Origin of the sequence: Acinetobacter sp. WCHA45, from assembly GCF_002165255.2 — a bacterium.
Classification (GTDB): Bacteria; Pseudomonadota; Gammaproteobacteria; order Pseudomonadales; family Moraxellaceae; genus Acinetobacter.
Genome location: NZ_CP028561.1, coordinates 1075452 through 1097651 on the forward strand (window position 1 = coordinate 1075452; position 22200 = coordinate 1097651).

Consider the following 22200-nt stretch of genomic DNA (forward strand, 5'->3'; position numbering starts at 1 on the left):
TAATTAAGCATCCAAATGAGAAGTTAATGAGGGAGAGAAAGGGTGCTCATAAATGAGCGATAAGGGATATTTTTTGCCAGCAAGGGCATCTTCAATTACTTTTACAACCAATGGGCTTCTAGCACGTGCTGATTCTTGTAGCTCATCTAAGTTCATCCATACTGTACCAACAATACCTGTATCCAGTTGCGCATTTTCTTCAACTGAGGTGACATGTGCTAAAAAGCAAAAACGGTAATAGGTACGATCTGGAAACATCGGGGGAGTATAGGTATAAATCCCAAGAAGATGATCAATTTCAACATGATGACCTGTTTCTTCTAAGGTCTCACGAATCGCTGCTTGAATAATGGTCTCATCGCATTCTACATGTCCCGCAGGTTGATTAAACACGGTATGTACAAAGCCTTCGCTGTGTTCTTCAACAAACAGAAAACGTCCGTCTTTTTCGACTACAGTAGCGACTGTGACATGGGGTGTCCAAGCGGTCATAGAAAGCACCATGATTTTAAAAAACGTATTCTACAAAATTTGAGAGTTTTTGGCTATGGTAGTGCTGATGGGGAATTATTGAATTAATCTAAATTTTTAATTTCATTAATAATTGTATCCAGCAACCAGAAATTTTCTTCAATTGAAATAGCCTTTTTGCTTAATTCATCTATATTCTTTCCTTCTAGTGTCCATAGAAAAGGATAAAATGAAAAGACCTGATTCCCAGTAAGTTCTTGAATATCAGTTTTCCAATTATTCCACCTTAAAGAGCCATAAAATTGATCGAGATCGCCATTTAAACACCAATTTAAGAAATCTGAATAACCAATCTCTAAATTCTCCCATCTTAAACAGTCGGGAGCAAGATAATAAATATCACCTAAGTTTTCTCCCAAACCACCACAATTTATCGAAAAATAACCACCCAGAATATCGTCGGCTATAAGTAAATAATCAGGTTGCTTATGTTGTTGGGTGATTGTTTTTCCAATATTCCATTCATGAATTCCACGATCTAACCTTTTGCTGCCAGAACCTAAAACTCTCAACCATCCATGATCAATGAGTAAACCACCAGTTTCATAAATCATAGCTCCCATTGAGGAGCGAGTCGTCACTTGGATTGAAAGTAATTCACTTTCTGCTCTGTTTATATTATTAGGTAGCATTTCAAATTGATTCTTAGCTGTTTCCAACCAGCTTTTAATGAGAATCCAGCCTGATTCCTTAGTATCTATTAGTTCATTTAGTTGTTTCATTGTTCTTTGAGTTCGTTAGTGTGAATTGATTAAATGGATATAAATTTAATTATTCTTATAATTATCCTTCACTTTCACATAATGGCGTGCTGAATAAGGAAGGAATTCCATTTCTTTTTCAGTCAGCGCACGAACTTGTTGTACTGGACTACCGACATAGAGATAACCGCTTTTTAACACTTTACGTGGTGGCACAAGGCTACCTGCTCCAATCATTACATCATCTTCAATAATCACGTCATCTAAAACAACGGTATTAATCCCGATCAGGACACGATTACCAATGGTACAACCATGTAAAGTCACATGATGTCCAACCGTCACATCTTCGCCAATGATGAGAGGCGAACCATTTGGTTTAGCTTGATTTTTATGACTGACATGTAACATACAATGATCTTGTACATTACTGTTTTTGCCAATCTGAATTGAATTGACATCACCACGAATCACGGCAAAAGGCCAAACAGAAACATTCTCTGCTAATTTGACATCACCGATGATGACAGACATGTCATCCACATAACAGCTTGAATCAACATCAGGTTTTTGATCGAGATAGGGACGAATATTCTTAGCCATGAGTATGATCAATATAAAATATAGATGAATTATAAAATAAAAAAGCATTCATGCCCAAGAGCATGAATGCTTAATATCAGCAATTCTAAAATTAGAATAAGTTACTAAAGAACATCTTGATATGGTCAATTAGACGAGCAAAGAAGCCTGCTTCTTCAACAGGTTTTAATGCAACTAGTGGTTTCTCTGCAATCACTTTACCATCAAGGCTTGCAACTAATTTACCCACAACTTGACCTTTGGCTAAAGGCGCATTCAATTTAGGTTGAACTACAAGTTGAGTTTTGATTTTGTCCGCTTGACCTTTAGGCATGGTTACGTTGAAGTTTTCAGCAAGACCAATTTGAACATTATCTTCTTTACCAAACCATACTTTTGCTTTAGCAAGCACTTGGTTAGCAGGTTGTACATTTGCAGTCTCGAAGTTTGCAAAACCCCATGCTAATAATGTCCGAGTCTGTCCAGCACGTTCGTTCATGCTTGGCGTACCGAAGATGACTGAAATCAAACGCATTGGACCACGTTTACTTGATGTGGTTAAGCAGTAACCAGCCTCATCCGTATGACCTGTTTTCAAACCGTCAACGCTTGGGTCTGTATAAAGCAATGCATTACGGTTGCCTTGCTTAATACCATTAAACGTAAATTCTTTTTCTGAATAGATCGGGTAGTATTTAGAGCTATCTTTGATAATGTGTTGAGCAAGAACAGCCATATCTTTTGCTGTTGAGTAATGACCTTCAGCAGGCATCCCTGTTGAGTTGATGAAATGGGTGTTCACCATGCCAATCCGTTTGGCTTCCTGGTTCATCATATGGGCAAATGTACCTTCGTTGCCCGCAATGTGTTCGGCCATTGCTTTAGATGCATCATTGCCTGATTGAATAATAATGCCACGTAACATTTCTAGGACAGTTGCTGTACCATTTAATGGTACATACATACATGATTCAGCACTGGTACCACGACACCATGCTGATTCATTCATACGGACTTGTTCGTTGTCTGTTAATTCACCCTTTAAAAGTTTTTGTTCTATGATGTAGCTTGTCATCATTTTGGTCATAGACGCGGGTGCGAGTTTTTCATTTTCGTTTTTTGCAGCAAGGATTTGTCCTGTCTCGTAATCCATTAATACATAGGATTTATTATTTAATTCTGGTGGAGACGGTAGGACAGTCGCTGCATATGAAAGGCTTGGCAAAAGTAATAATGCAGCAAGAGCGCTTTTTTGAGTCATTCTAGGTGTTCCAATATCTTGTGTGAAGCAGATGAGCCTAGCATTTTAGGACAAAGCAAAGCCGACTTCTACGGTAGAAGTCGGCTTTTTCATGCAGTATTGTAACTAATCAGTTACTTAGAATAATAATTCCGAACATCATCGCAAATTTGACGATTATCATCTTCAGATGCAGCCTTCGCATCTTTACGCGCTTCAGCAAGAGGAGCTTGGAACTCTTTGGTTTTAGCACGTTTATTGAGGATGTCTACAGCATTTGGTTCATTTGATAAGTATGATTTGACGAGGTTGTCATATGCTTTATTAAATTTTAGATCTTTGCCAATTAAATCTGGGCAGATTTCTGACAATACATAAATTGCAGCAAGTTCTTGAGGAGTCACGCCTTCAGATGTTGGTGTAACTTCAATTTTTTCAGGTTCAGATTTTTTTTCTGCGGCAAATACAGTTGTTGTGAAAAGACTAGAGGTAATGAGAAATGATAAACCTAGTGTTTTGAAAACATTTTTCTTCATAAGAACTCAAACTCAGAAACAAGACTTAAAGAATTTGAATAGCTTATAGCATAAAAATATCAGTAGATTGTATGTTTGCTGTAGGAAATTAAACGGAAGCGTTTTCAAATCTTAAATTTGAAAACGCTTCCAAATTTTAATTGCATATTAGCCTTCAAAATTTAATACATCTTCACATACTGACTTTTGTTCAGCTTTTTCAACTTCTTTCGCTGCTTCACGAGCATCTTTCAATAAAGATTGGAATTCTCCATCTTTTTGTAGACTCTCAAGGGAAGCTGACTTATCAGAATACGTGCTTAAATAAGAACCCACCATCTTTTTGATGTTTTCGTCAAATTTAGCATTTTTTCCAATTATGCTTGGGCACATTTCAATGAGGACTTGCGCATTGGCAATATCATCTTTGATGAGTGCGTCTGCTTCTTTAGCTGAAACCGTTGTGTTTGCAAAAATTACGGGTGCTGTTAGAAGTGAAAAACTTACCCCTAAAACACGGATAAAAGTAGATAAATGTCTCATGGCGGCATAAATTTCTAATACTATGAAGTTACAAATATATATAATTCATTGAATAATTCAATTGAAAAAACTACGTAGTAACATTTGAAGAGACAAGATCAAAGTGAATATTTTAATAGCAAATGATGATGGTGTTTTTGCACCAGGCTTACAGGCTCTAGCACAAGCGTTAAAGCCTTTAGGACGCGTCGTCGTGGTTGCACCTGAAAGTGAGAGGAGTGGTTATTCAAGTGCGTTGACATTAGATCGACCGTTACGACCCGTTCAGATTGCAGAGGATGTTTGGGCTGTGAATGGAACGCCCGCAGATTGTGTTTATTTATCAATGAATGGTCTATTCGATTTTGAATTTGATCTTGTTGTCAGTGGTATTAATAGTGGCGCAAACCTCGGCGATGATGTTCTATATTCAGGTACGGTTGGTGCTGCATTTGAAGGTCGCCTAATGAAACATCCTGCAATCGCAGTTTCATTAGCAGGTTCAAATGTACGTTCCTATGAACATCCTGAGCATTATGCGAAAGCTGCACAATGGGTTCATGATTTTATTGCGAATGGACTACCAATTTTGCCGCCCCGTCATATTTTTAATATTAATATCCCAGATGTTGAGCAAATTAAAGGGACACAAATCACCTATCAAGGTCGTAGAGCACAATCCAAACCAATTAGTAGCCATGTCGATCCACGTGGTCGCCAAGTCTATTGGATTGGTTTAGCCGGTGAGGCAGTTACAGAACCTCAATCCGCTTCAAGTCATATTCAGTCTGATTTCTTTGCTGTCGCGAATGATTATGTCAGTATCACGCCGATTCAAATGGATGCAACTAATTATGCTGTACTCGATAATTTACATCTTCATGTAAATGGTTAGCAGTGGCTATGTTATAACTTTGTGAATATAGAAAGTGAGAACTCGTTTTTTCTCACTTTTTTGGTACTCTTAGGCGCAAATAAATTAAGGTTTTTTCGATGAGGGCGAAGATGCATTTAAACCATGTCTCGATTTTTCTATCACGAAAAATGATTAAAACAATCGTGTTGTCTATGGCAGTAACAAGCATTGTCGTCGTTACAGGTTGTGCATCAAAACCACAAGTAAAAGGTGGTAATCGTTATGTACAGCAAGCACCCAATTATTACACAGTACGTTCAGGCGATACGCTGAGTGCAATTGCAAATCGTTATGGATTGAATTATTTAGATGTTGCTGTGCTGAATGATATTGCGCCGCCTTATCGTATTTATGTCAATCAATCATTACGTTTAAAAGGTTCTGTTGCAGAACGAACTACATCTACACAAGCAGTGGTACAAACCGCGCCGATTCAACGTCAAACGATTAACTTGCCAACACAACAACCTGTTGTTCCTAAGACACAGCCTGTTATACCCAAAGCTGTTGTTCCAGCAAATCCTGTTACACTATCTTCAACGACGCTTGCTTCGAGTTTACGTTGGGTAAAACCATCAAATGGAGCGATCATTCAAACTTTCAATTTGGCAAATAACGTCAAAGGAACACGTTACGGTGGTAATGAAGGTGATCCAATTTTTGCTGCTGCAAATGGGCAAGTGGTCTATGCTGCTGATGGTTTAAAAGAATATGGCAATCTAGTCTTGATTAAGCATATTGATGGTTATATTACGGCCTACGCGCATAACAGTAAGATGTTAGTCAAGAGTGGGGATAATGTGACTGCTGGTCAAAAAATTGCAGAAATGGGTTCTTCAGGTGCTTCACGTATCATGCTTGAGTTCCAAGTTCGTTTAGATGGTAAGCCTGTGAATCCAATGACAGTTTTACCAAACTAAAATAGCCGAATTAATAATCTTTCAATAAATTATTAATAATCTTTCAATAAATTATTAATAATCGCTAGTTTAAGGATAGACTTCCTTGTATACTTATTGAGATTGCTTTAATTAGAACAATAAGCATATTTTAATAAATTAAGAGAGAAGTCTATGCTAGATCAATTGCGTGCAATGGGGGTCTTCGCTTGCGTTGTTGAAAAAAGTTCTTTTAGTGGTGCAGCACGAGAATTAGGAATTACAACAAGTGCAGTCAGTCAACAAATTCGTTCTTTAGAACATGAAATGGATGTCACTTTACTTCATCGTTCTACTCGAAAACTCAGTCTTACAGAAGCAGGACAAGCATTTTTTCTCAGTTGCCAAGAAATGTTGGCTGCCGCTGAACGTGGCAAAATTCGTATCAATGAACTGCGCGACGATCTTGTTGGAGATTTACGTATTGCGACGACACCTGAATTAGGTGCCTTGCATGTCATTCCAGCACTATCTCATTGGATGTCAGCACATAAAGGTCTAGCGATTCATTTTGAAGCAGACCACCGTTATATTGATTTGATTGAAGAGCGGATTGATATCGCAATACGGATGAGCCTGCGTGTTGATGATCATCAGCTCACCGCAGTACCTTTAGCGAGAGTTGATCAGGTTCTTGTTGCATCGCCAAGTTATCTCAATCAAGCATCAACTATTACTCGCCCAGAAGATTTACGAAATCACGAATTATTACCTGTTACATTGATGCAAAATTATCAACATTTTGCCTTCCGTCATGGTTTGAGTGGTGAAATTGTCAATGTTGATATGAAAACACGCTTAGGCACAAACAATGTTTTTGTTGCTAAATCCTTGTGCCAGCAGGGGCATGGTATTGCACGTATTCTCTATATGGACATTCAAAAAGAACTGATTAATGGTTCTTTGGTTGAAGTTCTACCTGATTGGCAACTTCCTGCTTATACGCTTCATGCTTTAACTTCCAAGCGTGAACAATACCCAATGAAAGTACATCGTTGTATTGATGCATTAAAACAATATTTCTCTCAATTACCTGGTGGACGATCTCTACTAGGTGTAGCCTAAGAAAAAGGCCATGTTTGTTTAAAAACATGGCCTTTTCATTTTATCTATTCTTCTTACGAAGTGATTTTAAGCTTTTAGCTTCAACAGTAGATTCTTCTGAAGATTTTGTCTCAGTTTCATCTTTTTTAGTCTTTTTTCGTTTTTTCTTTTTTTTAGGTTCATCATCTTCAACAGCTTCGCCGTCCTCAATGGCTTGCCAATACTCAAGTTGTTCCATAACGGCTGCATAGATTGAATTTTTACTATATCGACCTTTCTTATCTAATGTACCTACTGGGCGAGCCATTAGAATTTCTAAGGCTTGATCAATTGTTTCAATCGCATGGACATGGAACTGACCTGCTTGAACCGCTTCAATTACATCTTGACGTAGCATCAAATGTTGCATGTTTTGACGGGGAATAATGACGCCTTGTTTGCCTGTTAAGCCTTGAAGTTTACATGCATCATAGAAACCTTCGATTTTTGCATTCACTCCACCAATTGGTTGTACTTGGCCAAGTTGGTTCATAGAACCCGTAATCGCCCATGATTGGTCAATTGGAATTTGAGAAATGGCAGAAATTAAAGCTGAAAGTTCTGCAACAGTGGCACTATCGCCATCCACTTGTCCATAGCTTTGCTCAAACGCCAATGCTGCGGAGAAATGTAAGATTTGTTCACGACCAAAGTGTGCTTTTAAGAAGCTTGACATGAGCAACACGCCTTTGGCATGAAGCGAGCCGCCTAACTCGACACTGCGTTCAATATCTAAAATATCACCGCCGCCTTGATAAACGGATGCGGTGAGACGAGAGGGTAAACCGAACTCAACATCTGCATAGTGAATTACAGACAAGGCATTGATCTGACCGAGACGATGCCCTGAAGTTTCAATCAATTGTGTCCCACGCGAAAGATCTTGCCAATATAACTCTCTTAAATAGCCTAAGCGATATTGACGATGATGTAATGCTTGGTTGACATGCTGATCTGTGACGATTTTGTCATCAGCTTTAAAGGCATGATGATGTGCTTCACGAATTAAATCACCGAGTGTAGAGGCATGAAGTGAGAGAGAGCTTTGATCTTCTGCTTGACGACTAGAGTCGGTGAGTAAAGCGGCGAGCGCTGAACGATCAAATGGAAGCAATTTATCGGCTTGAACATAGTCTGCAATCAATTGCATGTAGGCCTGTTCATTGCTGTTATTGCGTTGCAAGGTATCGGTAAAATCTGCTCGAATTTTAAAGACACTGCCTAATTCTGGTTCAACTTCTAAAATTTCATAGTAAATTTCAGGTTCTGCCAGTAAAACAACTTTGATATCTAAAGGAACAGAAGCGGGTTCAATCGAAATGCTGCCCGTTAATGTTAGCATATGTTCTAACGAAGAAAGTTTGAGTTGACCTGATTTCAATGCACGTTTTAAACCTTGCCATGCATAAGGCTGTTCAAGCAATTGCTCTGCTTCAAGCATTAAAAAGCCACCGTTGGCTTGATGCAAAGACCCTGGGCGAATTAAGGTAAAGTCGGTGGTAATCGTACCATTATGTGTAAGTTGCTCAACATGACCCAATAAATTGTAGTGCGTTGGAAAATCTTCGAAAATAACTGGAGCACCACTATTTGGCTTATTGGCAATAATTACATTAGCTTGATAACGTGATGGAACACGATTAAATAAAGCAGGCGTAAAATCATCTTCTTCTTGTTCTAAAATCAGCTCAACATTATCAATAATATCTTCAGCATAATGTTTTAGATATAAGTCGAGACCTTTGACTTCTTTATTTTTATTTAAAATTGACTCCATACGTGGTGTAACCACTTGAGTGGCAATTTCACGGTTTAAAATTGATACTTGATCCCGCGCATCATCTTCCAGATCGCCCAGATGTAAACCCAGACGTTCAAGTTTTTTCTCCATATAACGCATATTGGAGTTGATTTCAGCACGTTCCCTGCTAGTCAATGCGTTCAGGTCATTTTGGGTGAGTTCATGATATTCATTGTCTTTCAACTGCATTGGAATAAAGACATGCTTGTCATTACGGGAAATCAATTTTAAATCGAGTTCCTCACCCTCTTTGGTCAGTTCAACCAATGCCTGTTGCTGTACATCACCCGTATCCTGACGGATACGTTCAATACGGTTGTGATAGGTTTCCGCACTAAAACGGCGTTCCAGCTGCTTTAAGATAATTTGCCATGCCTGCTGCAAGGCATTTTGAAATTTGCTGCCTTGTCCCGCTGGGAAGCGCAGAGCAATCGGTTGTCTTGGGTTCTTGAAATTATTGACATAGACCCAGTCATCAGGGGTAGCCATGGTTTTGGCGTGCTGTTGGAGCAAACGCTTGATCATGGTTCGTTTACCAAGACCAGCCGTACCCACGGCAAAAATGTTATAGCCTGAATAGGGTAAAGAAATCCCTGCCTCGACTGAGGCACGGGCGCGGTCCTGTCCTAAAAAATTATTCAGTGGTTTAATGCGTTTGGTTGAACTTGGAATTTCAGCCAAATCTGGCGTATGTGTCAGTTGGTGTGCATGTAATGCCGTTTTAAGTAGAGTTGCCTGGATGTCGGTCTGTTCAAAAGCACTTGGAAATGAATTGATTTTTGCTGTAATCGTGTTTGTTGGTGTCAAGGATAAAGTTGTTGCGGTCATTTGATCGAGTTTTTGGGTCACTATTGCTATCCAACAAAGAAACGAAAGTTAGGTAATTAAAGGTATACAGTTTTAGGTCCAAAGATCAAGCGAACTTGTGTTTTTTATCGACAAAACAAAACAATAATTTTATTTGATTGCATAAAGCAACTTGCAAGCAAGAGCAAGAAACGATTGAATAGGCACATTCACGCATGTTCATGGAAAATAATAACCAATGACAACTCAAGCTACTGGGTGGGCATCCGCATTTAAAGCTTTTTTAGATCGCCGTGCACTGATTATGCTATTTCTTGGTTTCTCGGCAGGGATACCCATTTTATTGATTTTTTCCAGTTTATCGCTGTGGCTTGGTGAAGCAGGAATTGATAAAAGTGCTGTGACATTTTTTAGTTGGGCGGCATTAGGCTACTCTTTTAAATTCGTTTGGGCACCGTTGATTGATGAATTGCCTGTTCCATTATTAACGAAAAGTTTAGGCCGTCGCCGTGCTTGGTTGTTGATTGCACAGTCTTTGATTATATGTGCAATTTGTATCATGGCATTTTCCGACCCAGCACTTGGACAAAGCTATTTAATTCAAATGGCAGTTGGTGCCGTTTTATTAGGATTCTCGGCAGCGACTCAAGATATTGTCATCGATGCTTATCGTATTGAACTTGCTGAAAGTGAGATGCAAACGGTTTTAGCTTCAACTTACAACGCAGGTTATCGTATTGGGATGATCGTTGCAGGTGCAGGGGCTTTATTTCTTGCTGCTTATTTAGGTACAGCTAAAGGCAATTATATCTATGAAGCATGGAAATATACTTATCTCACCATGGCAGCAGTCATGGTGGTTGGTATTATTACAACTTTATGCATTCGTGAACCTCAAGTAAATCGTGTTTATAAACATTATAAAACTACAGATTACTATCGCTTAGTCTTTGTATTCTTTATTGCTGTTGCAACTTTTGTTGTCAGTTATATTTACTCTGGGAATGTAACAGATGCTACCGCTAAAGCCGCAAATATTAAAGACACCGCAGCTTTATTTGGTTTAGAAGCCCTACGCTTTTTAACTGCTACAGCCACAGCTTTATTGGTTGGTTTTGGTTTAGTTAAAATTGGCGTCGTGAATCAACAAATGGCAAAAGAAACTTGGGTTGCCCCAGTTTTAGAATTCTTCAAACGTTACGGTATTAAACTTGCCTTAGTGCTTTTGCTGCTGATTGGTTTTTTCCGCATCTCAGACATCATTGCAGGAGTGATTTCCAATGTGTTCTATCAAGATCTAAATTTCAGTAAAGAACAAATTGCTGAGGCTGTGAAAATCTATGGTGTGGTCTTTAGTTTAGTTGGTGGTTTTCTCGGTGGTTTGTTAGCGCAACGCATGAACATTATGAAACTGATGTTCGTGGGCGCAGTGTTGGCCAGTTCAACCAATTTAATTTTTATCGGCTTGGTCAAATCAGGTAAACCACTTGCCCCAGTAGAGGTTCAAGTCGGAAATAAACATTATCAAGTGCAAACCGATGATGTTGGATATTGGAAATTACAAGTGCCGAATGACGTCTTGGCAAAAACAAATTCGGTACAGGTAAGTACTCAGTACCAAAATCAGAGCGATACCAATGTAACTCTTGCAATACCATATTTAGTAAATGCCCAGCACGCTCAGATTCAATTATTACCTATCGGTGGTGATGATCAATTAACGGAAAAAGAATTGAAGCAAAGTCTAGTCGTTAAAGGGCAATTAGCAGGGCTTAAAAATGAAGATTTAAATCAGGATAAGCCTGTTATTCTTAAATTAGATAATCAAGAGTTTGCTGCGAAACTGGATGATAAAGGTATATTTACTGGTGCTGTAGATGGAAAGCTATTACAAGCATCTCCCACTAAAACCATTAAAGCTTTTGTTAATTTCAAAAATAATAGTGCAAGCAAGTTATTTGCAACAAGATCATATCGTATTAATACTGCATCACATGTTGAAACCACACTCGATGTCGATATTCAGCCAATTGCTGCGGTCGATCCAAGTCAGTCAGGCACAATAGAACTTTCTGGCAAAGTGATAAAAGGCTATAGTTCATTGTGGCTCTATTTTGCCATTATTGTAGATAATTTAGCTTCAGGTTTGGCAGGTGCTGCATTTATTGCCTTTTTATCTAGCTTAACCAGCGTATCATTTACCGCAGTTCAATATGCAATTTTCAGTTCATTAATGACTTTAACACCCAAATTATTGGGTGGTTATTCAGGAACGATTGTGAGTAATATTGGCTACCCAAATTTCTTTTTAATGACGACTTTAATTGGAATTCCAATTTTGATTCTTGTGGTTTGGGTTGCGAAACTATTGCGTGACCATGAAAACCGAACAACTCAACAGACAGGTGAATAACTATGCGCATGTTACATACGATGTTACGAGTAGGTAATTTAGAACAATCTTTAAAGTTCTACACTGAGGTACTTGGTATGAAATTACTACGCCAACGTGATTATGAAGAGGGGCGTTTTACCTTGGCTTTTGTGGGCTATGGTGATGAAGAAAACAATACTGTGCTTGAGCTGACTCATAACTGGGATACAGCTAGCTATGATTTAGGCAATGCCTATGGTCATATCGCGATTGGCGTAGATGATGCTTATAAAGCATGTGAAGAAATCAAAGCACGTGGTGGAAAAGTAGTACGTGAAGCCGGCCCAATGAAAGGTGGTGTCACGGTGATCGCTTTTGTTGAAGATCCAGATGGCTATAAGGTTGAATTGATTCAACAGGATCAAAATGCACGTAATAATTAATTTCGTATCTTGATCCACAATTTCTAATTTAAAGCCATAGCTTTATTTATACAGCCCAGTATGATGTTTTGATCGAATGGTCAATAATCTCATGTTGGGCTGTATCGTTATTAGCGAACAGATTGGGAAAAGTTATGTTAAAGTTCTTGGCGCTAGATCGTTTCACAATATTATTGATAGCAATGGTAGTACTAGCGACTTTTTTCCCAGTTTCGGGACAGGTTGCGCATTACTTTAATATCCTAACGACAGTTGCGATTGCTATATTATTTTTTTTACATGGCGCCAAGTTGTCACGTGAAGCCGTTATACAGGGAATGCTGCATTGGAAAATGCATGCATTGGTTTTTGCTTTTACTTTTTTGATTTTTCCTGTAATTGGGCTTTTAGCTAAACCTGTTTTGGAGCCGCTTCTTGGGCAACAGTTGTACTGGGGCTTTTTATTTATGTGCTTCTTACCCTCAACAGTACAATCTTCAATTGCATTTACGTCGATTGCAAAAGGGAATGTTGCAGGGGCAGTTTGTAGTGCATCTTTCTCCAATATCATTGGGATGTTTATTACGCCAATCTTAGTGAGTTATTTTATCTTAGGCCAAAGCCAACATGGCTTTGATCCTACGCAATCGATTGTTCAAATTACCTTGTTACTATTGGTTCCCTTTGTTTTAGGTCAGTTACTTCGCCCTTATGTTTTTCCTTATATGATCAAATTACCAAGTTTAGTGAAAGCTTTCGATCAAGGATCAATCTTAATGGTAGTTTACGGTGCCTTTAGCAGTGCTGTAGTTGCAGGCTTATGGCATCAAATCAGTGGATTAGCTTTGCTGTATTTAGTACTTGCATGCTCAGTTTTGCTTACTATTGTAATGTTGCTTGCTTCGTATTTACCAAAATGGTTAGGGTTTAATCATGCAGATCAAGTTACTATTTTCTTTTGTAGCTCTAAAAAAACGCTAGCGAGTGGCGTGCCAATGGCGCAAATTCTGTTTATTGGTCAGCCTTTAGGTATGATTGTATTGCCGATTATGATTTTTCATCAAATCCAATTAATGGTCTGTGGTGTAATTGCGAATCGTTGGTCAAAATCAAAACAAGAATAGTTCGCAAATTTTGATTTATTGGCGTATAATCTTTGCCACTTGTTGGCTTTGCTCTGATCTAAGGGTCTCGGTGAGTCAAAAGAAATGGTCTGTTGTGGTATTGATCTGCGAGTGTTAACACTCTGCTTTCCTCATCTTGAGAGTGATCAATTGCGATAACAGCTTAAGCCTTTCTTACTAAATAGGAGCATCGACCATGCGCGCCGATATTCACCCTAAATACGAAAAATTAGTTGCTACTTGCTCATGCGGTAACGTAATCGAAACTCGTTCTGCACTTGGTAAAGAAACTCTTTATCTTGACGTATGTTCAGCTTGCCACCCATTCTATACTGGTAAACAAAAGAATGTGGATACTGGTGGTCGTATCGACAAATTCAAACAACGTTTCTCTGGTATGTCACGTTCTATCAAACGTTAATATCAAAAGGCATAAAAAAAACGGGCGATATGCCCGTTTTTTTTATGCCTTTTGATATTCCCTCCTTTATCAAAGGAGGGTTAGGGAGGATTTTCTATTGGTCTTGTACGTCAGTTAAACGATCAAGTTTCTTTTGGAAGTAGTTACCTTGCAAGAAGCGGGCTTCGACATTCCATGCATTCGCAAACAAACTCATGTCATTGAGTTCGGTGAGTAAAATCTCAACTTGCTTTTCAGCAATAAAATGAAGAATTTTCTCTTGCAGAATTGCCATTTCTTTTTCAGATACTAGCATCTTCGCTAATTTTCGATGGAAGCTTAAATACTGCGTATCGATCTGTTGAAGAATTGAGTCACTATAAAGAGAATCACCAAAGTTACGAATAGAGATCTCAGCGCCGTGTTGACGAAGTGATGCAATCAGAGATTGAGCCTGTGATAAATTTTGCTGAAGAGCTTGCTCTGAAAACTGCAGAATTAAAGGATGGGCTTGTTTGCTTCCAATAATTGTCAATAATTTAGCGACCAATTCGGATAATTTTCTGTCATTCAATAAAATATGATGATTCAGATTAATAATTAATTTAGCTTTTGGATATTGGGTAATGAAGTTGTGTAATTGTTTACAAGCTTCTACTAATACCCAACGGTCTAACTGAGCCGATAATTCATGATCATCTTTTAGATCACTAAGATCCATCAAGTCTAACCATTGATTATTATGAATAATACCGCCAAATACTTCATAGGTATGAGTGAATTGATCTTGTTTATCATAAAGCTGCTGATATTTTAGATGTATATCACCCTTATCTAATTTGCTTCTGAGCTCTTCTAAAAGATTGACCTCCATCGACATTGAAATTTTATCAGTTGTCAGGCTAATATCACTGTCAATCGATGCATTTTTCAAGACTGGTAGTGCATGCGTAAATGCTTGAGAAATGATTTTCTCAAAATGAGCATCATCTAGTATTTGTTGGTCTAGTTCTTGATAGCCCAGTTTTAAATGTAATGGGAAAGTGTGGTTTTCAGTGACCAATAATTGGGGTTTTTGTAAACCGTTCAAGCCTATAAGCAAAGAGTTTAAAACTGTTTTTGATTCAGCTTGAATAAGCCCAACATACAAAGCCGTTTCTATTTGATAAATTGGAACATTGACTTGTTCTTTAATGAAATTTGCAATATTTGAAAAATAAGCTTTAGTTCCACGCCAGTCAGTTTGAAAAACTTCGTTTGGACAATTATTCAGGCTAAATAAGATGAGCGCATTTGCATTGGCTGGGTGATTTGCTAAATTTCGATTAATTTGTTGCAGTGCTGAGATGATACCAGAGGCTTTTTCACTTTGTACTGAAGTAGTCGTGGCAGTTGCTGCTGAAACAACAGTTGCTGCTGATTCACATTCAATATTCAGTTGTATTTCATCATCATTACCAGAGGGTAAGAACTCAACATGTAAAAGATTATTCTTAACCATTGGATTTTGGGTGCGAATTTCAAAGCGTGCTTGTTCGAATAAGCCTTGGGAAATTCTTTTAAAGCGTAATTTAAACTGGCCTAAATCTTCAGGTTGTAAAATATCAAGTATTGGTAAGCCAATGACGTCGTCTTCGCTGTCGAAACCAAATAGGTGAGCATATTCAGCATTCGCTTTGACATGAATACCTTCTTGTAGAATTGCAACTGCTTTATGTGTTTCAGCAACAAGTGATTGGGCTTGTGTTTGGGCTGCCTCTAATTCGGTAAGTAAACGGTGCTCTGCTTGTACTAAACGACTGAATGAAAGTGATCTAATAATACTGATATAAAATTCTTCTGGCGCCTTTAAGTTCACAACATCATAAATACCTTTATGAATGTAATTTTGATATAGCGCTGAATTATAGTCATCTGGCTCAAGCAGTAGAATGGGTAAACTTGGTTGTGCGGATGCATGAATAAGAGAAAGCGTTTGTTCGATTTTTAGATCATAAGCACGTCCAAAAATTACAATATCCCAAGGCAAATTCAATTGTTTTTCAAAAGTTTTTAAATCATCAAGTAAAATAGCCTGTACTTGATGTTCTTGCTGCGCAAAAAGCTCTAAAACTTGATTATACCTTAATTGGTTATCATCAATAATGAGTAAGCGCGTTTCAGTTCGTTTCAACTTTTTAGAGAGTAAAGAATTTCTCACTTCAATGCTTCCCATAAATCTTGGTCATTTGTATCCATATTTTTTTGCGCAATAAATTTATTAAGAACGGGTTGTTCTTCTTCATTAAGTAGTTCAAATTTGAATTGAACAAAACTCTGGGTAATTAGTTGTGCAGTCAACAGATACACTTTTACTTCCTCTTTCCCTAATCTCAAATGAACAGCTTGCTGTTCGCGAAAAATTTGCGAGCCTGGCAAAATTATTGTTGTTTTAGTTTCATCTAAATTTTGATTTTTTAAAATAAGCGCAGGGTGATAATTACTAATATGACGATCTGCTTGTACGCGAACTGCACAAGGGAAAATTTCTTGTGCTAAAACCTCTAAGCCTAATTCTAAACTTTTTTCACTTGATTGCTTTAACCAACGAATGACACCGCCGCGCCAATGTCCATGAGAGGTTTCTTTTACAAGAATATATTCGCCAGTTCTTAGATTTTTTGGTGCTTCGGCTGACCATTTAATTCGATAACCATTAACACTAATATCTAAAATATCCGCTTGATAAATGGCTTTGTTTTCTCGGCTTAAACGCTGGATTGAGGATTCTTGATTGCCAGAAGAATCTTTTTTATCCCAAGTTGATAAAAATTTTGATTCGCTTTGTAGTCCATACCCGTGTTCTAAGAGTAATGTTTCACCGAAGTTTTTTGCTTTAGATAAATAGAAGTGGGCTGTTAAGAGTCCAAAACAAATATGTAGTTGAGCTGAATATTCATAGCGTTCATGGCGACGTTCTGCCGTAGATCCTAAAATGGTCTGAACGTGGAATTTTAGAGCGGGTGTGAGATAAATCTTTTCATTCTTAGAAATGTATTCAGCATTTTTATGTAATGTTGCTGTCACATGATCAAGTAAACCATTTGTACTAATAAAGATATTAGGATTAAATCCTGAGCTCTGTTTCTTGTTATAAATAGGTGGGTGATCTTTACTGGTATCAACCACATATTTGGTTAATTCAGTTTCCTTTGGTAATAGTTGCAGCATTTTCGCCCAGTCAAAGCTACATTGGAATAAAGCTTGAATCTCAGATTGGCGAATTTGATTGGTGTTAAAAATATCCATTAGGATAAGTTGCGCATAAGCTTGAGCAACATTATTGAGACTTGGTTTGCCTGCTGGTTGTTCCAAAGTAGTGAGATGATATTTATGAGTTACAGCTGCATCATACAATTGGTGAGCAATGAGCCATTGTCCTGCAACAGGTTCACTATAAAGCATATGTTGCTGATACAGGAGTTGAGTGAGTTGTTGCAATGCTTGGAAAGTCGCTAAGGTTCTTGCAGTCTGGAGATTTTTCTTTTGATTTAATGCAAAAAAAGAGAATTTTTGATGCTCAAGTTGATCGCTACTTCGGCGAACAATATTGATATAAATCGCTGCGAAGTAACAACGCAAAAGCATTGCTAGTTCTATAATGTGTTCATTACGATCAGAGGTGATGACACCTTGATTAAAAAAATTCTTTTCTAGACTACCTAAAACATTTTCGATGGTAGGGTGTAGTGTCTGTATTAAATCAAAACGCAAAGTTTCTGAGCATTCTAATTCACTTAGCTCAAGTAAAGCTGAGAATAATGCTCTAGAGGTATCACCCAATTGCATTATGGCAAGTGTTGAAATCCATTCGTTCAAGCTTTTAGTGTTTGAATCACAAAAACTGAGTTTATCCCTTCTTAAAACAGTGGGAATTTGAAAAATATCCGAAAATGCATTATCCATCATTGTAATCAATCTCAGAACGTTTGAACCCCAAAAAGCGGTGTTTTATTTTTTTCGCCCGCAATTTCCCTGACGAGTTTTGGAACTAAATATCCAGGTAAACTCGCTAATACATCACTGTATATATGATCTATCTCTGAAGATCTTAAGTCAAAATGTTGAGCACCTTTTACTTTATCCAATACATGTAAGTAATAGGGCATAACCCTCGCTTCAAATAGTCGATAACTTAGATGAGTTAAAGATGTTGCAGAGTCATTCACACCTTTAAGTAAAACTGCCTGATTTAACACAGTAATATGATGTAATGATAACTTTAATAACTTTGAACACGTGAAATCATCAAGTTCTGAAGCATGATTTGAGTGTATCACTACTACAATGCGTAGCCTACTGTTTTTTAAAATAGAAATAAGCTCTTCATCGATACGATTGGGAATAACAACTGGAACTCGTGAATGGATTCTCAATATTTTGAGTTGAGGTAAAGATTCTAATCGCTCTATCCAAAGTGCTATTTTTCGATTAGATAAAGTTAAAGGATCGCCCCCACTGAGAATGATTTCATTGATGGCAGGGTTGTCTTCAATATATTGTTTTATATTTAGCCAATCATCATTTTTGGGTAGGTTTTCTTGATATGGAAAATGGCGGCGGAAACAATAACGGCAGTGAATTGCGCATGCACCTGTTAAGGTCAGTAAAAAGCGAGACTGGTATTTGTGTAAGACACCAGCCATTTGATTGGCTGCTTCCTCACCTAATGGGTCAGTAACAAATTCAGGATGTTCTTCAAGTTCAAGATGGTGTGGTAAAACCTGTAATAGCAAAGGATCAAATGGATCCCCAATGCGCATTTTTCCGACGAATGCACGTGGAACGCGTAATTTAAACTGTTCAGAGGCAAGTATTGCCCCTGATAATAATTGCTTGGTCGATAATTCAAGCAGATTTAACAACTCTAAAGGATCAGTAATTAGATCACTGAGTTGTGATTGCCAGTTTTTCTCTTGATGTAAATAGTTTATCATGCCATACGTTAAAATAGTGATAGCCTAAGCTGTGCGCGTAGTCTAGCACTAATAGATTTGAGTTTTAAGTTTGGAGTGAGCCTTTCATGGCCTATTATTCTACAAATGATTTTAAAGCAGGCCTCAAGGTTATGCTTGATGGCAACCCATGTTCAATCATGGAAAACGAATATGTAAAACCAGGTAAAGGTCAGGCGTTCAACCGTGTGAAACTGCGTAACCTGCGTTCTGGTAAGGTATTGGAAAAAACTTTCAAGTCAGGTGACTCTTTGGAAGCCGCTGATATTGTTGAAGTTGAAATGGATTACCTCTACAACGATGGCGAAATGTGGAACTTCATGGACCCTGTATCTTTCGAGCAAATCGCTGCTGACAAAACTGCAATGGGTGATGCTGCGAAATGGTTAAAAGACGATTCAAATGAAAAATGTACCATCATGCTCTTCAATGGCGTACCTTTAACAGTGAGTCCACCGAACTTTGTTGTGTTGAAAATCGTTGAAACTGATCCAGGTGTACGTGGTGATACTTCTGGCGGTGGCGGTAAGCCAGCGAAACTTGAAACAGGTGCAGTAGTACGTGTTCCATTATTCGTTCAGCAAGAAGAAAGTGTTCGTGTAGATACTCGTACTGGTGACTACCTAGAGCGTGCCTAATCGTTAAACATAAAGTATACGATTATCGAAGGGATGATAAAGAATCATCCCTTTTTTTATGCCAAAGTATTAGATAAATCTATTTTAATAAACGATAAACTCACGAAGATATTTTCTAAAGAAAATATAGGAATGGAAATCCAAATCACCAAAAGTGAAATATTTGAGAGGTTTTGAATGGAGATAACACAAGCAAAAACATCGCTTTCTTCTAAGATTCTATGGAGTTTAGTTGCCATTATCGGGGCAATTTCTTTTGGGATATTGGCGGTGAGTCGCGGTGAGCATGTAAATGCAGTTTGGTTGGTTCTCGCTGCTGTCTGTGTATATAGCATTGCATATCGGTTCTACAGTTTATTTATCGCAAACAAGGTTTTTGAATTAAACCCAAGGCGATTAACCCCAGCTCATCGTTTAAACGATGGTTTGGATTATGTTCCTACTAATAAATACGTTTTATTTGGACATCATTTCGCTGCTATCGCAGGTGCAGGGCCGTTGGTGGGACCAATTCTAGCAGCGCAGATGGGTTATTTGCCTGGAACAATCTGGCTTCTGGTGGGTGTGGTGATTGCTGGGGCAGTGCAGGATTTTCTGGTTCTATTTATTTCAACACGGCGTGATGGCCGGTCTTTGGGTGAAATGGCAAAACAGGAGTTAGGTACTTTCGCAGGTGTTATTGTGATGTTGGGTACGCTCGGTGTCATGATTATTATTCTTGCGGTATTGGCTTTAGTTGTTGTAAAAGCCTTGGCACATAGTCCGTGGGGTGTGTTTAGTATTGCCGCCACCATTCCAATTGCGCTGTTCATGGGCATTTATATGCGTTACCTACGTCCAGGAAAAATTGCAGAGGTATCCATCATCGGTTTTGTGCTGATGATGGCTGCAATTGTCTTTGGTGGTGATGTGGCGAAAGACCCATATTGGGGGCAATTGTTTACCCTCAGTGGAACACAGTTGACTTGGGCACTGATCATTTATGGCTTTATTGCCTCTGTCTTGCCAGTCTGGTTGCTGTTGGCACCGCGTGACTATCTATCTACTTTCCTTAAAATCGGTGTGATTGCAGGTCTGGCTGTTGGGATTATCTTTGCCATGCCTGACCTGAAAATGCCTGCGGTGACCCATTTTATTGATGGTACAGGTCCTGTATTTGCAGGCAGTTTATTCCCTTTCCTATTTATTACCATTGCATGTGGTGCGATTTCAGGTTTCCATGCGCTGGTTTCTTCTGGAACAACCCCAAAACTGGTTGATAATGAAGTCAATATCCGCATGATCGGTTATGGCGGCATGTTGATGGAATCTGGTGTCGGGATAATGGCCATGATCTGCGCAACTGTACTTGATCCAGGGATTTATTTTGCGATTAATGCACCAGCGGCAGTTCTGGGTACAACGGTAGATACTGCTGCGGAAGCGGTGCGTAATCTAGGTTTTATCGTTACACCTGAGATGCTGACTGTGCTTGCTCAGGAGGTTGGTGAAAGTTCAATCCTTTCTCGTACTGGTGGAGCGCCAACTTTTGCGATTGGTATGGCTCATATCATTTCGGAAATTTTCAATAGTCGTGCAATGATGGCATTTTGGTATCACTTTGCCATCCTGTTTGAAGCCTTATTTATCCTTACCGCAGTAGATGCAGGAACACGTGCCTGCCGTTTCATGGTGCAAGATACGGTTGGTATCGTGATACCAGCGGTGAAACAGTCCAGCTCATTCTTTGGAAATTTGGTTGGGACGTCTGTGGCAGTTGCAGGTTGGGGCTTCTTTGTCTATCAAGGCGTGGTTGATCCTCTCGGTGGTATTAACTCCTTGTGGCCATTATTCGGAATTGGTAATCAAATCCTTGCGTCAATGGCATTGATCTTAGGTACGGTTATTTTATTCAAGATGAAGAAAGAGAAGTATGTTTGGGTAACGATTGTTCCAACGATTTTCCTATTTATTACTTCTATGACGGCGGGTTGGCAAAAGATTTTCCACGAAAATCCTAAGATTGGCTTCCTTGCTCAAGCGAATCGTTTCTCTGATGCAATTGCACGTGGTGATGTAATTGCACCTGCGAAGTCAGTTGCTGAGATGCAGACGATTGTGTTGTCGAATCAGATTAATGCAGTACTTTGTGGATTCTTTATGATTGTTGCAATTGTTATGATTATTGCATCAATCGGAATTATTCGTCGTGCGTTACAAAGCCCTGTCCCAACAGTAAATGAAGCACCTGCCGTATTTACTGAAACTGCAATGACAGCAGAAACAGTGAAGGGAGAGTCGTGATGGATTTTAAAATTGCTAGGCAAGGAAGTGCTGTGATTGTGAAGATCATTAAGTTCACTATCATGTCGCAAAAACACCTGATTTTTTCGCCCAAAAACTGGTCTCGTATTGCAACTTTATGGCAAAACTTGCAAAAAAGTTTTCGTTTGATGGTGGGTGTGCCTGATTATGAAAATTACGTAAAGCATATGCAAGCGCATCATCCAGATTTAACGCCAATGGATGCTAAGACTTTTTATCGTCATTGTATCGATGCACGTTATCCATCATCAGGTGGTAATTTGAAAAAATGTCCTTGCTAGAAGTCATTTGATTTCTTTGAAAAAAAA

20 protein-coding genes are annotated in these 22200 nt (G+C 38.6%); 10 read left to right on the forward strand and 10 right to left on the reverse strand.

The window, feature by feature from the left end:
* Positions 1 to 3 precede the first annotated feature (3 nt).
* From CDG55_RS06510 to CDG55_RS06535, 6 genes are all read right to left on the reverse strand, one after another.
* Complete coding sequence (locus CDG55_RS06510; protein WP_034602674.1) at positions 4 to 492, reverse strand: NUDIX hydrolase; 489 nt, start codon at positions 490 to 492, stop codon at positions 4 to 6.
* 83 nt (positions 493 to 575) lie between these two features.
* Positions 576 to 1253 carry a DUF2625 domain-containing protein gene (locus CDG55_RS06515; protein WP_087537400.1) on the reverse strand — a complete coding sequence of 226 codons (678 nt, stop codon included), beginning with the start codon at positions 1251 to 1253 and terminating at the stop codon, positions 576 to 578.
* Between the two features lie 45 nt (positions 1254 to 1298).
* Entirely contained in the window at positions 1299 to 1835 is a 537-nt protein-coding gene (locus CDG55_RS06520) for a gamma carbonic anhydrase family protein (RefSeq protein WP_087537401.1), read from the reverse strand.
* Between the two features lie 91 nt (positions 1836 to 1926).
* A complete protein-coding gene (gene dacC, locus CDG55_RS06525; RefSeq protein ID WP_005159319.1) occupies positions 1927 to 3075 on the reverse strand; it encodes a D-alanyl-D-alanine carboxypeptidase PBP5/6 in 1149 nt (382 codons plus the stop codon).
* 113 nt (positions 3076 to 3188) lie between these two features.
* Positions 3189 to 3590 (reverse strand): MCR_0457 family protein, encoded by a 402-nt coding sequence (locus CDG55_RS06530; protein ID WP_005159320.1) that lies wholly within the window; start codon positions 3588 to 3590, stop codon positions 3189 to 3191.
* Positions 3591 to 3737: 147 nt separating this feature from the next.
* Positions 3738 to 4112: an MCR_0457 family protein gene (locus tag CDG55_RS06535; RefSeq protein ID WP_087537402.1), complete on the reverse strand. Its 375-nt coding sequence runs from the start codon at positions 4110 to 4112 to the stop codon at positions 3738 to 3740.
* Between the two features lie 103 nt (positions 4113 to 4215).
* On the opposite strand from CDG55_RS06535, the gene surE reads away from it, so the two are divergent.
* The 3 genes from surE to CDG55_RS06550 all read left to right on the forward strand — a co-directional run bounded on the left by surE (position 4216) and on the right by CDG55_RS06550 (position 7010).
* Positions 4216 to 4986 carry a 5'/3'-nucleotidase SurE gene (gene surE / locus CDG55_RS06540; RefSeq protein WP_087537403.1) on the forward strand — a complete coding sequence of 257 codons (771 nt, stop codon included), beginning with the start codon at positions 4216 to 4218 and terminating at the stop codon, positions 4984 to 4986.
* Between the two features lie 110 nt (positions 4987 to 5096).
* A complete protein-coding gene (locus CDG55_RS06545; protein WP_087537404.1) occupies positions 5097 to 5927 on the forward strand; it encodes a peptidoglycan DD-metalloendopeptidase family protein in 831 nt (276 codons plus the stop codon).
* A gap of 153 nt (positions 5928 to 6080) precedes the next feature.
* Complete coding sequence (locus tag CDG55_RS06550; RefSeq protein WP_087537405.1) at positions 6081 to 7010, forward strand: LysR family transcriptional regulator; 930 nt, start codon at positions 6081 to 6083, stop codon at positions 7008 to 7010.
* Between the two features lie 40 nt (positions 7011 to 7050).
* On the opposite strand, the gene CDG55_RS06555 is transcribed toward CDG55_RS06550, so the two are convergent.
* Positions 7051 to 9678, reverse strand: a complete 2628-nt coding sequence (locus tag CDG55_RS06555; protein ID WP_087537406.1) for a Lon protease family protein — start codon at positions 9676 to 9678, stop codon at positions 7051 to 7053.
* 196 nt (positions 9679 to 9874) lie between these two features.
* On the opposite strand from CDG55_RS06555, the gene CDG55_RS06560 reads away from it, so the two are divergent.
* The 4 genes from CDG55_RS06560 (at position 9875) to rpmE (ending at position 13977) form a co-directional block, all read left to right on the forward strand.
* Positions 9875 to 12049, forward strand: a complete 2175-nt coding sequence (locus CDG55_RS06560; protein ID WP_087537407.1) for an AmpG family muropeptide MFS transporter — start codon at positions 9875 to 9877, stop codon at positions 12047 to 12049.
* A gap of 2 nt (positions 12050 to 12051) precedes the next feature.
* On the forward strand, positions 12052 to 12453 hold the full coding sequence (gene gloA, locus CDG55_RS06565; RefSeq protein WP_004808260.1) for a lactoylglutathione lyase: 402 nt from the start codon (positions 12052 to 12054) through the stop codon (positions 12451 to 12453).
* A gap of 134 nt (positions 12454 to 12587) precedes the next feature.
* Positions 12588 to 13556, forward strand: coding sequence for a bile acid:sodium symporter family protein (locus CDG55_RS06570; protein ID WP_087537408.1), 969 nt, complete (start codon positions 12588 to 12590; stop codon positions 13554 to 13556).
* 196 nt (positions 13557 to 13752) lie between these two features.
* The gene (gene rpmE, locus CDG55_RS06575; RefSeq protein WP_004662919.1) at positions 13753 to 13977 is read left to right on the forward strand and encodes a 50S ribosomal protein L31; all 225 of its coding nucleotides are present in this window, start codon (positions 13753 to 13755) and stop codon (positions 13975 to 13977) included.
* Between the two features lie 94 nt (positions 13978 to 14071).
* On the opposite strand, the gene CDG55_RS06580 is transcribed toward rpmE, so the two are convergent.
* Genes CDG55_RS06580 through epmB form a run of 3 tightly spaced genes read right to left on the reverse strand, consistent with a single transcriptional unit; the run spans position 14072 to position 18932 of the window.
* Complete coding sequence (locus CDG55_RS06580) at positions 14072 to 16171, reverse strand: EAL domain-containing protein (RefSeq protein WP_087537409.1); 2100 nt, start codon at positions 16169 to 16171, stop codon at positions 14072 to 14074.
* Positions 16153 to 17904 carry a GTPase gene (locus tag CDG55_RS06585; protein ID WP_087537410.1) on the reverse strand — a complete coding sequence of 584 codons (1752 nt, stop codon included), beginning with the start codon at positions 17902 to 17904 and terminating at the stop codon, positions 16153 to 16155. Before CDG55_RS06585 ends, CDG55_RS06580 begins: the two co-directional genes overlap by 19 nt.
* 11 nt (positions 17905 to 17915) lie before the next feature.
* Positions 17916 to 18932: an EF-P beta-lysylation protein EpmB gene (gene epmB / locus CDG55_RS06590; protein WP_087537411.1), complete on the reverse strand. Its 1017-nt coding sequence runs from the start codon at positions 18930 to 18932 to the stop codon at positions 17916 to 17918.
* An 86-nt stretch (positions 18933 to 19018) separates the two neighbouring features.
* Here epmB and efp point away from each other — a divergent pair, with 86 nt between their 5' ends.
* The 3 genes from efp (at position 19019) to CDG55_RS06605 (ending at position 22173) form a co-directional block, all read left to right on the forward strand.
* On the forward strand, positions 19019 to 19588 hold the full coding sequence (gene efp / locus CDG55_RS06595; RefSeq protein ID WP_004652839.1) for an elongation factor P: 570 nt from the start codon (positions 19019 to 19021) through the stop codon (positions 19586 to 19588).
* A 177-nt stretch (positions 19589 to 19765) separates the two neighbouring features.
* Positions 19766 to 21871, forward strand: a complete 2106-nt coding sequence (locus CDG55_RS06600) for a carbon starvation CstA family protein (protein ID WP_087537412.1) — start codon at positions 19766 to 19768, stop codon at positions 21869 to 21871.
* A complete protein-coding gene (locus CDG55_RS06605) occupies positions 21868 to 22173 on the forward strand; it encodes a YbdD/YjiX family protein (protein WP_171287512.1) in 306 nt (101 codons plus the stop codon). The genes CDG55_RS06600 and CDG55_RS06605 overlap by 4 nt, the downstream gene beginning before the upstream one ends.
* Positions 22174 to 22200: the final 27 nt, after the last annotated feature.